Below are 13,589 nucleotides of genomic sequence, written 5' to 3' on the forward strand. Positions count from 1 at the left end.
GTGAAAATCGCTCAGCCCTTGGCGGCGCGGGTGGACAGCACCACCCCCGCCAGGATCGCCGCGATGCCGGCCACGTGGTAGGCGCGGATCGTCTCGCCGAGGAACAGCAGCGACAGCACCGCGCCGAATGCCGGCATCAGGTGGATGAAGGTGCCGGCGCGCGCCGCGCCGACCTGCGCCACGCCGTAGTTGTAACAGTAGTAGGCCGCCACCGAGGGCAGCGTGCCGACGTAGAGGAAGGTGGCCAGCGTGGCGGCGTTGAGCGGCGTGGTGCGCCCGTTGGCCAGCTCGGCGGCGAACAGCGGGGCGATGCCGATGAGCCCCACCGCCACCAGCACGGTGAGGATGCCGATGCGGTCGAGCTCCGCCGGCAGGCCGCGCAGCAGCAGGGTGTACAGCGCCCAGGCAACCATGGCGCCGAACACGATGGCGTCGCCGTGGTTGATGTCGAGCGCCAAGAGCCGCGCCGGCTCGCCGTGCGCGACGATGGCGAGCACCCCGGCGAAGGACACCGCGATGGCCAGCGCCTGGCGGACGCTCAGCCTGAGGCCGAAGCCCAGCGCGCCGAAGATCACGATCAGGATCGGAATGAACGAGTTCATCAGCACCGCGTTGGTGGCAGTGGTGCTCTGCACCCCAAGGTAGACCAGCGAGTTGAAGCCGGTCACGCCCAGCAAGCCAAGCAGCAGGATGCGGCGCCAGTGCGGCAGCCACAGTGCGCGCTGGCGCCAGGCCGGCGCGGTGCCGAACGGCAGCAGCAGCGCCAGCGCGATGCTCCAGCGGGCGAAGGACAGGGTCATCGGCGCGACGCTGGCGTGCATGGCGCGCGCCAGCACGAAATTGCCGGCCCAGAACAGCGGGGCCAGCGTCAGGAACAGATAGGCGAGCGAGGGGGAGGTGCGGGCAGTCATCGCATGACCTTGCCATGGCCCCCGGCAGCTGGCAAGCCCCGCGCCCACCGCGCTCAGGCCTCGGCAAGGCGCTCCAGGAACAGCCCCTCCTGCTCGACCTTGAGCTGCCGTTCTTCCAGCGCGTCGGCCAGCCCTGCCAGCATGGCCGGCAGGCCGTGGCGCTCGAGCCGCGCCAGGCGGTGCGCGTCCTCGTCGCTCAGGGGCTGGGCGCCATTGGCCAGCGTCAGCGCCTCGGCCTCCATCTTCCACGGCTGCCAGGCGCAGCCGGCCTGCTCCGCCACGGCGCCGACCTGCCGCGCGATGGCGATGCCGTCCGGGTCGAGATCGCACGCCACCTGCAGCGGCAGGCGCAGCCGCGCCAGCAGATGGCCGACCGCCGCCCGCCAGCGCCGGTGCGGGTAACCCGGCACCCAGACGGTCAGGAAGGGCTGCGCCGCCCGCGTCAGCACCTCGAACACGCTCAGGTTCTCCACCACGCGCACCCCGCGCACGCTGCCCTGCAGCGCCGTCACCGCCAGCAGCGCCTCCGGCGCCAGCGCCACGCCCTGGCCGAGCAGGCTGGCCGCCAGCAAGGGTTCGGCACCGGCGTACAACGTCAGCGGTCCGGACAGGAACACGTGCGGGGTATGGGGCGAGACACCGCAGGCCTCCAGCTCGATACCGTGGGCGGCGAGCCAGTCGCGGTCGCCGCCGTTGAACGCCTTGCTGCGGCCGAAAGCGTACTGCGAGAACTGACGCTCGGTGCCCCACAGCCCAGCGCTGAGCCAGGCATCCAGCGCCTGGGCGAGCTTGAGACGGCGCTCCAGCGTGGCCGACGGCAGGCGGTTGCCGAGGCTGTCGGCGAGCCCGGCCAGTTGCGCGTTGACCGGCTGCCAGCCGCGCCACAACGCCACCGTCTCGGCGCGCTCGCGCGGGTCGGTGAGTCCGCTCAGGCTGCGCAGGCCGTACATGTCGCGCCAGCTCACCCAGAACGGCTCGAGCTGAGCCTGGCGCAACCCGGCCTCGGCGTGCAGTTCGACCTCGCACCAGCCGGCTTCCAGCAAGCGGCGCAGCAGGTCTTCGGCCAGCACCGGATTACCGGTGGCGGCGAGCAGCGTGGTCCAGCGCACCCGGCTCGCCCGCGAACCGAGCCAGGTGGCGATCAGTTGCCGCTCCTCGGCGCCGAGCAGCAAGGCGCGCGGCTCGCCGCGCGGCGTCAACCGCAGGTTGTGGCCGCGCACGCCGAGCGGGGTGCGGGTGACGTGGTCGGGGTCGATCAGGGCGAGCCAGCTGGACATGGGCGGTACCGGAAGCGAACGGGAAGAAAGGAATAGACCGGGTCGGCGACGGTGGTTTCCGCCACCCGGCAAAAAAATCGACCGCGCCCGGACACGGCAAGCCGCGCCGGGCGCGCACTCACGGCGCCTTGTCCGCGCCCTCCACCCGCCGCCGCGCCTGCAGGATCGGCGGCGCCCAGGTTTCGCCCGGGCGCTTCTTGCGCGTCGCCAGGGTGAGCTCGGACGGCGCGAAGATGTTGACGTTGTGGGTGTTGGGCGTGGTGATCAGGTACTGCGCCTCGGTGGCCTTGAGGAAGCCGGCGACGCGGTCGATGTTGAAGATGTCGAGGTGCGCGAACGGCTCGTCGATGAACACGAAGCCGGACGGGTTGGCCTCGTCCATCATCAGCCCGATCAACAGGATCAGCGACTTCATCACCTGCTGGCCGCCCGAGGCCTCGCCGTCGTTCATGCCCATCAGGCCCTTCTGGTCGAAGTTGAACTTGAGCACCAGGCCGGCCTGCGCCAGCACCGCATCGTCGTTGGCGAGCTGCGGCAGCTCGACCTCGACGCCGATGCCGGCCAGCTCGCCGAGGCGGCGCACGTTCTGGCCGTAGGCGCGCACCGTGGCGCGCAGCTTGCCGATGTAGGCGGCGCGCGCCTCGTCGGTGAGCTCGCGCGAGCGGTCGACCTCGGCCTGGCGCCGACTGCGCTCGCGGTCGATCTGCGCCAAGTCGTCCACCAGCTTGTCCTTGAGCTGCAGCACCGCCTCGTCGGTTTCCCAGTCGCCGTTGGCCAGCCGCTCCTCGAGATAGCTGAGCTGGTGGCGCGCGTCGGCGGCGCTGTCGAATTCGTCCTCCAGCGCCGCGACGTGCTCGGGCGCCAGCGCGCCGTCCGGCAGCCGCTGTGCGCCCTCGCGCAGTTCGGCCAGCAGGCGGCGCAGCTGGCGCCGCGCGCCGTCCACTTCCTGGCGCTGCTGCTGGTAGGCGGCGAGGGTGTCCTGCTCGCGCTGGCACACGCGGTCGTGCGCCAGGCGGGCGTCGCCGTAGCGGCGGTCGGCGGCCTCCTTCTCCGCCGCGGCGTCGGCCAGGGCGGCGCCGAGACGGGCGATTTCCGCCTCCAGCGAGCCCTTGCGCGCCTCCAGCGCGGCGAACTCCTCGGCGCGGTCGTCGAGCTGGCGGATCGCATCCATGCCAGACAGGTAATCGGCCAGCCCGGAAGCCTCGCGCGTCACCTTCACCAGCTCGTCCTCGTCGGCCAGGATCTGCACGTTGAGGCGCTTGAGCTCGTCGCGCAGCGCCAACAGGCGCGACTGGCGCGCCGCCTCGCCGAAGGCGTAGTCGTGCGGGGCGACACCGATGTGGCGCGCACCGCGCCGTTCACGGAAATAGCCGTCGCGGGTGATCCAGTCGCCGTCAACGTCTGCTCCCTCGCGGGCGTCCTCGACGCGGGTGACGCCGTTCATCTGGCGGTAGAGCCAGTCCGGCGCGTTGGCCGAGAAGCGCACCACCTCGAGCAGGCTGCCCTTCTTCGCTGGCGGTGGGCTGGCGCGCTCGGGTACCACGAAGTGGCGGTAGCGGTGGCGCTCACCCAGCTGCCAGGCCTCGCGCCGGTCGGCGGGATCGTCCAGCAGCACCACGTAGCGGTAGGGCCGGAGCAGCGCCTCGACCGCGCCCTGCCAGCGCGCGTCGGTCACCTCGACCAGCTCGGACAACATGGCGTGACCGATGCCGGCCTCGTCGAGCGCGGCGCGGAAGTGGCGCACCTCGTCCGGCGCGCGCGTGCGCCCCAGCTCCAGCGACTCGAGCTGCTGCGACTTCTCCTCGCGCTGCTGCTTGAGTGCGCGCAGGCCGTCCTTCAGCGTGTCGGCACGGCTGCGCAAGCCGGTCAGTTGCTCGGCCAGCGCGGCGGCGTCGGCACCGTATTCCTTGTCGGCCAGCGCCCGCAGGCGGTCACGCTCCTTGAGCTGGCCGGCCACGCCGGCGTGTTCCGACTTGGCCGTCATGAAAGCCTCCTGCGCCGCCTGCCGGGCGCTTTCCGCCGCGACGCGCGCCGCGTCGGCGGCAACCTCGGCGGCCTTGAGCCGCGCCACCAGTTCCAGCGTCTCGGCATGCTCGGCGCTCGCCCGGTTCAGCGCGTGGTAGCCGCTGCGGTAGCCGCGCCATACCCCGGCAAACGAGGCCTTGCCGTCGAGATAGCCCAGCACCGGCAGCACCTCGTCGCGCAGGCGGGCGATATTGTGCTGCAACTGGCGCCATTCCAGATGGCGGTTGGCGCGCGTCTTCATGGTTTCGACGCGCCCTTCCAGCACCTCCTCCTGGCGCGTCAGCGCCTCCAGCTCCAGCTCGGTGGCGCGCTGTTCCTCGCGCGCGCGCTGGTAGTTGTCGAGCACGTCCTTGTCGCCGAACACCTGGAACACCAGGTCGAGCAGCTGGCGCGGGCTGTATTCGGTGAGCTTGTCGGTATCGCCCTGCTCCAGCGCCAGCACCTCGGCCACCGCCGGGGTCAGCCCGGCCATCTCGAGACGGCGGCGGTATTCCTGCACCCCGAGCCACTGCGCCTGGCCTTCGGCCAGTTCCAGCGGCACATCGCCGTCAAGGATGGCGTAGTGGCGCACCCAGTCGCCGCCCTGCTTCTTGATGCGGCACAGCAGCGTCACGGCGTCGCTGACGATGGGGAAGAACGGCGTCGGGTAGAGCCCGCCGGAAGGCCGCCGCGGGTTGTCGACCACGCCGCGCAAATAGGCGAAGGCCTCGCGGTTGTTGCGCACGTAGCGCTTGTAGTCGCGCTTGCCGGAGCACTTGATCGCCAGCAGCGTGCGCATCGCGTCCAGCAAGGTCGTCTTGCCCGAGCCGTTGGGGCCGATGATGGTGACGATCTGGGCATCGAGCGGCACGGTCAGCCGCTGCCAGAAGTCCCAGTGCACCATTTCCACCGCTTTCATCTGGAACATCAGCGCACCTCCCCGGCTTCGAACCCGGATTCGAACAAGGAACCGTCACCGTTCTCGGCCGGCGCTTCGGCCAGCGTGTCGGTCCCGGCATCGGTAGCCGCGGCCTCCTGCGTCTTGTCGGCCAGAGCCGCCCTGCCCTCGCGCTGGCGCAGCACCTCGGCCAGCGCGCCGTCGATGATGCGCGGTGCGAGCTGGGCATAGTCGATCATCAGATCCAGCATCGGCCCCTCGTCCAGCCACTTGTTGCGGCGGACCACGAAGCCCAGGTTGACCAGGCGGCCGAGGTTGGCGTTGAAACGGGTGCGGCCGCCCAGCGCCTTGCCGAAATCGGCGTAGAGCGCCTCCTCCGACACCCCGGTGGAGACCGACTCGCCGGTTTCCAGCGGCTTCTGCGCGCCGAACATGTCGTGCTGGCTCTCGCGCCCAGCCTCGACGCGGGCGATCTGGCGCTCGCGCTTGGGCAGCACGATCAGCGCCCACAGGATCACCAGCAAGGCCACGCCGTCACGCGGCAGGCCGAGGTTGTTGTTGAGCCAGGCCTCGCCCGAGCCGAACACCGGCTCGGTCATCTCCGGCAGCAGCGACACCGCCACGTGTTCGGCGTAGGGGTTTTCCACCAGGCGCAGGCCGACGTCGGCCAGACGGCGGTCCAGCTCGCTGCGGAAGCTCTCGTCGAGCAGGGCTCGGCGCGCCAGCGGGTCGGCGCGCGGCAGTACGCGCTGCGCCAGCAGGCGCGCGGTGAGGGTCTTGAGTTCCAGTTCCATGGCTCAGTTCGGGGTATGGGGCCGCAGCCACGCGTCGGACAGCGCGGCCACTTCCGGGTGATCGGGTTCGATGACGGACTCGCCGCCGGTCAGTTGCAGCGGCAGCCGCGCCAGGTCGGCAACGATGCTGGCGTCGCCGCGGCTTTCCGGGTCGCCGAGCAGCGACAGCAGCGACAACCGGTAGGCGGTCTCGTCGTAGCTGTCGGCCAGCACCGCACGCGCGATCGGCAGCTCGGCCGCCCCGCTCTCGCCCAGCTCCAGGCCCAACTGCAACAGCTCGTCGTACATCGCCTCGGCGGCGAGCAGGCGCTCCACCTCCGGCGCGTCGGCCAAGGGCGCAGCCTCGGCACCGGGCAGCGTGGCGTTGCCCGCCTTGGCGCGCTCACGCGCCAACAGCTCGAACTCGGCCACGTCGGCCAGTTCCGGAGTGGCAAGAAAGGCCGGTTCGGGACAGATCGACAGGCAGCCTGCCAGCTGCGTCGCCAACTGGCCGACCTGCTGACGACGCAGCCAGTCGGCGATATCGGTCGAAGTCAGCCCGGAACTGCCCAGGTGCACGCGCTGCGCCGCCAGCTGCGCCAGGCGCCGCTCGAAGGTGCCGGCCAGCGCCAGCATGCGGCTTTGCGCCAGCGCGATGGCCTGCGCCTGGTTCAAGGTGGCCAGATCCAGCGTCTCGTCGGCGGTCAGGCGGCGTACCACCTCGGTCGACTTAGCCACCCAGCGCCACACCGCGTCGAGGCGATGCTGCGCAGCGCGGATACGGAACTCCGACTGCGACTCCAGCGCCGCCTCGAACTCGGCGTAGAGTTCGTTGAGGCGTGCTAAGAGGTGACGCAGCGCCTCATCCGACACCTGCCCCACCGCCTGCCCGGCCGCGACTTGGCTAGTCAGATAACCCAGTTCCACGTCGTCGCCGGCGAAGTCGACCATGGTCGCCAGCGCCGCCAGCGCCACGCGTGCGCCCTCGGAGAGCTGGTAGCGGCCGCCGTCGGACTCCCACACCAGCAACTCGCCCTCGCGCAGGCGCTTCAGGATGGTGTCGAGCTTGGTCGGGTTGAGGTAGGCGAAACGCTGGGCAATCTCGGCCGGCGTCCACAACGGGGCGTCGGCGCGGCCACCCAGCTCGCGCAGCACCAGGAGGCGCAGCAGCACCTCCTCGTCGCCGCCGCGAAACAGCGTGATGAAGACGGACAGATAAGGCCAGGCGGCGGTCAGGCGATTGACCGACGACAGCGTCGCCGGATCGATGCCAGGCTGGAAGAAATCGGAAAGCGAATGCACGGACAATCCGGTCATGACAAAAGCCGGATTGTCCGAGCGGAGGGATTACTCGTCAACGCCCGCGGTACGGGTGAGGACGTTCTGGCGCGCCGCCTTGGCCGCGGCCTTGGCTTCGGCGGCCTGGCGTTCGGCCAGCTCGGCGGCGGCACGCTCGGCCTGACGCACGCGTTCGATGTACTCCATCATGGCGTAGGTCACCGCCTGGGTGCCCTCGCCGGTCAGCGCCGACACGGTGAACACGCGCGGCGTCTCCATGTCGAACTCGAACTCGTCGTTGGGCTGCTGCTTCGGCCAGCCATAAGCCTCGAGGAAAGCGCTCACCGTCAGCTCGCGCTCCTCCTCCGGCAGCATGTCCACCTTGTTCAGCACCAGCCAGCGCGGCTTGTTGTACAGCGTCTCGTCGTACTTCTTCAGCTCCTCGACGATGGCGCGCGCCTCGCGCACCGGATCGACCTCGGGGTCGAACGGAGCGATATCCACCACGTGCAACAGCAGGCCGGTGCGGCTCAAATGCTTGAGGAAGCGGTGGCCGAGGCCGGCGCCTTCCGCCGCACCTTCGATCAGGCCGGGAATGTCGGCGATGACGAAGCTGCGCGTATCCTGCATGCGCACCACGCCCAGGTTGGGGTGCAGCGTGGTGAACGGGTAGTCCGCCACCTTCGGCTTGGCGGCGGACACCGCGCGGATGAAGGTCGACTTGCCGGCGTTGGGCATGCCCAACAGGCCGACGTCGGCCAGCACCTTCAGCTCCAGCCGCAGGTTGCGGCGCTCGCCCTCCTCACCCGGCGTGCACTGGCGCGGCGCGCGGTTGGTGGACGACTTGAAGTGGATGTTGCCGAGCCCGCCCTTGCCGCCGCGTGCCAGCATCACACGCTCGCCGTGGCGCGCCAGGTCGGCCACTACCTCTTCGGTGTCGGCGTCGATAATCACCGTGCCCACCGGCATCTTCAGCTCGATGTCGTCGCCGCCCTTGCCGTAGCAATCCGCGCCGTGCCCCTTCTCGCCGTGCTGTGCCACGTACTTCTTGACGAAGCGGTACTCCACCAGGGTGTTGACGTTCTCGTCCGCCACCGCGTACACGCTGCCGCCCTTGCCGCCGTCGCCGCCATCCGGACCGCCGAACGGCACGAACTTCTCGCGGCGGAAACTGGCCGCGCCATTGCCGCCCTTGCCGGCGATCACTTCAATACGGGCTTCATCGATAAACTTCATGGGTCCTCCAGTAAGTCAATGAGGAGTCAGGCGTCAACGGCCGCGGCCAGCCGCTCACGCCTCACGCCTCGTGAAAAAACAAAAAAGCCCTATCGCCAGGATAGGGCTTTTAACCGGTAGCTGACGATTACTCGCCGTCTACACCGGTGTACGGAACCACGTTCACGGTCTTGCGGCTCAGAGCACCCTTGGTGGTGAACTCTACATAGCCATCAACCTTGGCGAACAGGGTGTGGTCCTTGCCCATGCCGACGTTTTCGCCAGCGTGGAACTTGGTGCCGCGCTGACGCACGATGATGGAACCGGCCGGAATCAGTTCGCTGCCGTAAACCTTAACGCCCAGGCGTTTGGCTTCGGAGTCACGACCGTTGCGGGAGCTACCGCCTGCTTTCTTGTGTGCCATGACTGTTTACTCCTTACTTGGAAATCTCGTCGATACGGATTTCGGTGTAGTTCTGACGGTGACCCTGATGCTTCTGGTAGTGCTTACGGCGACGCATCTTGAAGATGCGGACCTTCTCGCCACGGCCGTGAGCGACCACGGTCGCCTTCACGGTCGCGCCAGCAACGCGCGGGGTGCCCACAACAACCTGCTCACCGTCAGCAATCATCAGCACTTCTTCGAGTACGATTTGGCTGTCGACGTCTGCAGGTATCTGTTCTACTTTAAGTTTTTCGCCAACGGCAACTTTGTACTGCTTGCCGCCAGTTTTTACGACCGCATACATTCGCATAGCTCCTGAATAGGGAATCTAAATTCCTGCGCCAATACACAGGAAGCCGGGAATCATACTTAAGTCACTGAAACATGTCAATTTTTTTCCCCGGACAACAGGAGCCGAGTGGTGCATGGCGGGAACAGCGGCTTTTCTGGTAACATCAGCGCGAATTTTTTGGCCAAGTACAACGAATAACCCGGTTACCAACGTGTCCAGCACCCCGCTCTTCCGCTCCCTGCTCGCCGACGACATGCAGACAGTCGACCGCGTGATCCGTGCCCGCCTGCACTCCGATGTCGTCCTGATCCGCCAGGTGGCGGAATACATCATCTCCGCCGGCGGCAAGCGCCTGCGCCCGGTGCTCACGCTGTTGGCCGGCAAGGCGCTGGACTACCGCGGCGAGCACCTGCACGAACTGGCGGCGATGATCGAATTCATCCACACCGCCACGCTGCTGCACGACGACGTTGTGGACGAATCCGCACTGCGCCGCGGCCGCGAAACCGCCAACGCCCTGTTCGGCAACGCCGCCAGCGTGCTGGTCGGCGATTTCCTCTATACCCGCGCCTTCCAGATGATGGTCACCACGCGCAACATGGCCATCCTGGAAGTGATGGCCGAGGCCACCAACATCATCGCCGAAGGCGAAGTGCTGCAGTTGCTCAACATCGGCAACACCGACGTCACCGAGGCGCAATACCTGCAGGTGATCCAGTACAAGACCGCCAAGCTGTTCGAGGCCGCCGGCCGCGTCGGCGCGCTGATCGCCGGCGCCACGGCGGAACAGGAACAGGCGCTGGCCGACTACGGCATGCACCTGGGCACCGCCTTTCAGATCATCGACGACGTGCTCGACTACTCGGGCGACGCCGACACCATCGGCAAGAGCCTGGGCGACGACCTGGCCGAAGGCAAACCCACGCTGCCCCTGATCTACACCATGCGCCACGGCACCCCGGAAGCGGCCGCCACCGTGCGCGACGCCATCGAGAACGCCCGCGGCGACCGTTTCCACGAAGTGCTGGCTGCGGTACAATCCTGCGGCGCGCTGGACTACGCCAAGGGCGAGGCGGTGCGTGCCGCCGAACGCGCCGTCGCCGTCATCGCCAATCTCCCGGACAGCAGCAGCAAGCAGGCGCTGATCGAACTGGCCCGGCTGTCGGTCGAGCGCAACAGCTGACCCGTTTTCCCAGGCCGTCCCTGTAGTTAAATGGATATAACAGCCCCCTCCTAAGGGGCAGTTCCAGGTTCGATTCCTGGTGGGGGCGCCATCTCGCATCACCCGGCCTCCTTACGCCCATCGGATTCCACCACGCCTCATGTACGCCGACATCGACCGCACCAGCACCTGGTTCAAGTACAAGGACTCGCTGTGCAGCGACTGCATGGCCAGCTGCTGCACCATGCCGGTCGAAGTGCGCCTCACCGACCTGATCCGCATCGGCGTGGTGGACGAATTCGAAACCGGCGAGCCGCCCAAGAACATCGCCAAACGCCTGACGAAGCAGGGCGTGATCGAACACTTCAACTTCAAGCGCGAGCTGTTCACCCTGGCGCGCCGCGCCAACGGCGACTGTCACTACCTCGACAAGCACACCCGACGCTGCACGATTTACGAGCGGCGGCCGGACACCTGCCGCAACCACCCGCGCATCGGCCCCCGCCCCGGCTACTGCGCCTACCGCAAGAAAACCACCTCATGAGTTCGCCGCAACCGAACAACCCGCTGCACGGCGTGACGCTGGAGAAAATGCTGAACGAGCTGGTGGCGCACTACGGCTGGGAACGGCTGGGCGCGCTGATCGACATCCGCTGCTTCAACCACGACCCGAGCATCAAGTCCAGCCTGACCTTCCTGCGCCGCACGCCCTGGGCGCGCGATCAGGTCGAGGCGCTCTACCTGCAGCTCAAACGCACCACCCCTGCTCCCGCCACCGGCGGCAAGGCCAGCTTCATCAAGCCACGCAAGGGCTGACCCCGCATCAGACGGAAAAACAGCCCGAGCGGCTGACGCGATCGGGCTGTATTCCTTATATTTATTCCAAACCGCTGGGCCGATACCCCGGCCCAATCCAGGCGAACGCTCAGAACAGCAGCTCCTTGACGTTCTCCACCGCGTCGCGCGCCGGCGGCGTACCCTGCGGGTTCTCACCCTGGGTATCGGGGCCGACACTCTCCTCGTCGGAAGCCGCCGCGCCACCCGGCACGGTACCGGAGTTATCCAGCCGCAACTCGGGGTTGGTATGCTGGAATTCCTCGTAATAGAACTCGTCGCCACCACGCAAGCCCCCGCCGGTACGCACTACCACCCCTTGCGGCGGCGGCAGATCGATCTCGGGCGCGCCCTTCAGCGCATTCGCCATGTAGTTGATCCAGATCGGCAGGGCGGCCGTGCCGCCGTAACCGTAGCGCCCCAGGCTGCGCGGCTGGTCATAGCCGACCCACACCACCGCCGCCAGGTTCGGGTTGAAGCCGGCGAACCAGGCATCGCGGAAATCGCTGGTGGTACCGGTCTTACCCGCCAGGTCCTGCCGCCCCAGCGTCATGGCGCGGTTGGCGGTGCCGAAGCGCACCACGTCCTTCATCATGCTGGTCATGATGAAGGCGTTACGCGGATCGATCACCTGCGGCGCATTCTGCCCGGCCACGGTCGGCACGGTCTTGGCCAGCACGCGGCCATTCACGTCCTCGATGCGGTCGATGAAGTAGGAACGGACGCGGAAGCCACCGTTGGCGAAGGTGGAGTAACCCTCGGCCATCTGCAGCGGCGTGGCCGACCCCGCCCCCAGCGCCATGGTCAGGTAGGCCGGGTGCTGTTTGGCGGCAAAACCGAAGCGCTGAATGTACTGCTGGGCATAATCGGTACCGATGGCCATCAGCACGCGGATCGACACCAGGTTCTTCGACAGCGCCAAGGCGCGGCGCATCGGGATCATGCCGGCGAACTTGCCGTCGTCGTTCTTCGGCTCCCAGCGCTGCCCGCCCAAGGCCTGCGGATCGATGCTCAACGGCGCATCGTTGATCAGCGTCGAGGGCGTGAAACCGCGTTCGATGCCGGCCGAATAGATGAACGGCTTGAAGGTCGAGCCGGGCTGGCGCCAGGCCTGGGTGACGTGGTTGAAGCTGCTGCGGTTGAAGTCGAAACCACCGACCAGCGACTTGATCGCCCCGGTACGGGTATCGAGCGACACGAACGCCCCCTCCACCTCCGGCATCTGGGCGATGTTCCAGCCCCCCTTGCTATCCGCCCTCACCCGCACGATGGCCCCCGGCCGCAGCTGCTGGGCCGGGGTCAGCTTGTTGCTCAGCGCACGGCGCGCGAAATCGAGACCACGGCCGCTCACCGTCGCCACCGCGCCGCCGCGCAGGTAGACCTTGACGGCACGGCCCGAAGCCTCGAGCACCACGCCCGGCTGCAGGTCGCCACTGTCGCGCAGCTCCGCCAGCGCCTCGTCCAGCGCCTCGATGCGCTCGTCGCCCTCCAGGCCGGACAGATCGACGAAGCCCTCCGGGCCGCGGTAGCTGTGGCGGCGGTCGTAATCCATCAGGCCGGCGCGCAGCGCGTCGAACGCCCACTGCTGGTGCTGGCTGTCGATGGTGGTGAACACGCGGAACCCCTGCGTATAGGCCTGGTCGCGATAACGGTCGTACATGGCCTGGCGTACCATTTCCGCCACATACTGGGCCGGCATGCTGGCCTCGGCCCCTTGTCCCGCCAAGTGCAGCTTCTCGGCCAGTGCGGCGTCGTACTGTTCCTGGCTGATGAAATTCAGCTCGCGCATGCGGCGCAGCACGTACTGCTGGCGCAGCCGCGCCCGTCCCGGGTTCACCACCGGGTTATACGCCGACGGCGCCTTGGGCAGGCCGGCCAGCATCGCCATTTCCGCGACGCTCAAGTCTTTGATTGCTTTGCCATAATAAGCCTGCGCCGCCGCCGCGAAACCGTAAGCACGTTGCCCCAGGTAGATCTGGTTGAAATACAGCTCGAGGATCTGGTCCTTCGACAGCGTGTGCTCGATCTTGAAAGCCAGCAAAGCCTCGTTAAACTTCCGCGTAAAAGTCTTTTCACTGGATAGGAAGAAATTTTTTGCCACCTGCATGGTGATGGTACTGGCGCCGGACCTTGCGTGGCCTGATACGATATTGCCGACGGCAGCACGCATCACTCCGACATAATCGATCCCGCTATGCTGATAAAATCGGTCGTCCTCCGCAGCCAGCACAGCCTGCTTCATCAGCACGGGCACATCGTGGATGCGCATGAAAGAGCGCCGTTCCTCGCCGAATTCGCCGATCAGCTGACCATCCGCGGCGAACACACGCAGCGGAATCTTCGGCCGGTAATCGGTAAGGACGTCAAGACTGGGAAGACGCGGATACGTTATGATGATTGCGATTGCCAGGCCTCCGGCCGCCAGAATGGAACCACCAATAAGCAAACCGGCAAGAATCGCAAAAATTCGTTTAAACATGATCAAAATGGGCTTTCGCTG

12 protein-coding genes and 1 tRNA gene are annotated in these 13,589 nt (G+C 67.4%); 4 read left to right on the forward strand and 9 right to left on the reverse strand.

What is annotated here, in order from left to right; translation table 11 throughout:
• Window positions 1-11 precede the first annotated feature (11 nt).
• The 8 genes from PSEMAI1_RS0118035 to rplU all read right to left on the reverse strand — a co-directional run bounded on the left by PSEMAI1_RS0118035 (window position 12) and on the right by rplU (window position 9,105).
• Entirely contained in the window at window positions 12-911 is a 900-nt protein-coding gene (locus PSEMAI1_RS0118035) for a DMT family transporter (protein WP_024304214.1), read from the reverse strand.
• Between the two features lie 53 nt (window positions 912-964).
• Window positions 965-2,188: a DUF2399 domain-containing protein gene (locus tag PSEMAI1_RS0118040; RefSeq protein ID WP_024304215.1), complete on the reverse strand. Its 1,224-nt coding sequence runs from the start codon at window positions 2,186-2,188 to the stop codon at window positions 965-967.
• Between the two features lie 118 nt (window positions 2,189-2,306).
• Window positions 2,307-5,120, reverse strand: a complete 2,814-nt coding sequence (locus tag PSEMAI1_RS0118045; protein WP_024304216.1) for an ATP-binding protein — start codon at window positions 5,118-5,120, stop codon at window positions 2,307-2,309.
• A complete protein-coding gene (locus tag PSEMAI1_RS0118050) occupies window positions 5,120-5,884 on the reverse strand; it encodes a hypothetical protein (protein WP_024304217.1) in 765 nt (254 codons plus the stop codon). Before PSEMAI1_RS0118050 ends, PSEMAI1_RS0118045 begins: the two co-directional genes overlap by 1 nt.
• Before the next feature lie 3 nt (window positions 5,885-5,887).
• Window positions 5,888-7,180 (reverse strand): hypothetical protein, encoded by a 1,293-nt coding sequence (locus PSEMAI1_RS0118055; protein ID WP_024304218.1) that lies wholly within the window; start codon window positions 7,178-7,180, stop codon window positions 5,888-5,890.
• A 30-nt stretch (window positions 7,181-7,210) separates the two neighbouring features.
• Window positions 7,211-8,377, reverse strand: coding sequence for a GTPase ObgE (gene obgE, locus PSEMAI1_RS0118060; RefSeq protein WP_024304219.1), 1,167 nt, complete (start codon window positions 8,375-8,377; stop codon window positions 7,211-7,213).
• Window positions 8,378-8,504: 127 nt separating this feature from the next.
• The gene (rpmA, locus tag PSEMAI1_RS0118065) at window positions 8,505-8,780 is read right to left on the reverse strand and encodes a 50S ribosomal protein L27 (protein ID WP_008952322.1); all 276 of its coding nucleotides are present in this window, start codon (window positions 8,778-8,780) and stop codon (window positions 8,505-8,507) included.
• 13 nt (window positions 8,781-8,793) lie between these two features.
• Window positions 8,794-9,105 (reverse strand): 50S ribosomal protein L21, encoded by a 312-nt coding sequence (gene rplU, locus PSEMAI1_RS0118070; RefSeq protein WP_024304220.1) that lies wholly within the window; start codon window positions 9,103-9,105, stop codon window positions 8,794-8,796.
• Between the two features lie 121 nt (window positions 9,106-9,226).
• Here rplU and ispB point away from each other — a divergent pair, with 121 nt between their 5' ends.
• The 4 genes from ispB to PSEMAI1_RS20745 all read left to right on the forward strand — a co-directional run bounded on the left by ispB (window position 9,227) and on the right by PSEMAI1_RS20745 (window position 11,071).
• Window positions 9,227-10,276: an octaprenyl diphosphate synthase gene (gene ispB / locus PSEMAI1_RS0118075; RefSeq protein ID WP_084612731.1), complete on the forward strand. Its 1,050-nt coding sequence runs from the start codon at window positions 9,227-9,229 to the stop codon at window positions 10,274-10,276.
• A 16-nt stretch (window positions 10,277-10,292) separates the two neighbouring features.
• Window positions 10,293-10,367, forward strand: a tRNA-Arg gene (locus tag PSEMAI1_RS0118080).
• Window positions 10,368-10,415: 48 nt separating this feature from the next.
• Entirely contained in the window at window positions 10,416-10,799 is a 384-nt protein-coding gene (locus PSEMAI1_RS0118085) for a YkgJ family cysteine cluster protein (RefSeq protein WP_024304222.1), read from the forward strand.
• Window positions 10,796-11,071 (forward strand): VF530 family DNA-binding protein, encoded by a 276-nt coding sequence (locus PSEMAI1_RS20745; RefSeq protein ID WP_024304223.1) that lies wholly within the window; start codon window positions 10,796-10,798, stop codon window positions 11,069-11,071. The genes PSEMAI1_RS0118085 and PSEMAI1_RS20745 overlap by 4 nt, the downstream gene beginning before the upstream one ends.
• Before the next feature lie 109 nt (window positions 11,072-11,180).
• Here PSEMAI1_RS20745 and PSEMAI1_RS0118095 read toward each other — a convergent pair whose 3' ends face one another.
• On the reverse strand, window positions 11,181-13,568 hold the full coding sequence (locus PSEMAI1_RS0118095; RefSeq protein WP_024304224.1) for a penicillin-binding protein 1A: 2,388 nt from the start codon (window positions 13,566-13,568) through the stop codon (window positions 11,181-11,183).
• Between the last annotated feature and the right edge of the window lie 21 nt (window positions 13,569-13,589).

Origin of the sequence: Pseudogulbenkiania sp. MAI-1, from assembly GCF_000527175.1 — a bacterium.
GTDB lineage: Bacteria > Pseudomonadota > Gammaproteobacteria > Burkholderiales > Chromobacteriaceae > Pseudogulbenkiania.

Coding starts and splice junctions, on each gene's coding strand:
- PSEMAI1_RS0118035 (WP_024304214.1), bottom strand. CDS start 911: ATGACTGCCCGCACCTCCCCCTCGCTCGCCTATCTGTTCCTGACGCTG.
- PSEMAI1_RS0118040 (WP_024304215.1), bottom strand. CDS start 2,188: ATGTCCAGCTGGCTCGCCCTGATCGACCCCGACCACGTCACCCGCACC.
- PSEMAI1_RS0118045 (WP_024304216.1), bottom strand. CDS start 5,120: ATGTTCCAGATGAAAGCGGTGGAAATGGTGCACTGGGACTTCTGGCAG.
- PSEMAI1_RS0118050 (WP_024304217.1), bottom strand. CDS start 5,884: ATGGAACTGGAACTCAAGACCCTCACCGCGCGCCTGCTGGCGCAGCGC.
- PSEMAI1_RS0118055 (WP_024304218.1), bottom strand. CDS start 7,180: ATGACCGGATTGTCCGTGCATTCGCTTTCCGATTTCTTCCAGCCTGGC.
- obgE (WP_024304219.1), bottom strand. CDS start 8,377: ATGAAGTTTATCGATGAAGCCCGTATTGAAGTGATCGCCGGCAAGGGC.
- rpmA (WP_008952322.1), bottom strand. CDS start 8,780: ATGGCACACAAGAAAGCAGGCGGTAGCTCCCGCAACGGTCGTGACTCC.
- rplU (WP_024304220.1), bottom strand. CDS start 9,105: ATGTATGCGGTCGTAAAAACTGGCGGCAAGCAGTACAAAGTTGCCGTT.
- ispB (WP_084612731.1), top strand. CDS start 9,227: ATGGCGGGAACAGCGGCTTTTCTGGTAACATCAGCGCGAATTTTTTGG.
- PSEMAI1_RS0118085 (WP_024304222.1), top strand. CDS start 10,416: ATGTACGCCGACATCGACCGCACCAGCACCTGGTTCAAGTACAAGGAC.
- PSEMAI1_RS20745 (WP_024304223.1), top strand. CDS start 10,796: ATGAGTTCGCCGCAACCGAACAACCCGCTGCACGGCGTGACGCTGGAG.
- PSEMAI1_RS0118095 (WP_024304224.1), bottom strand. CDS start 13,568: ATGTTTAAACGAATTTTTGCGATTCTTGCCGGTTTGCTTATTGGTGGT.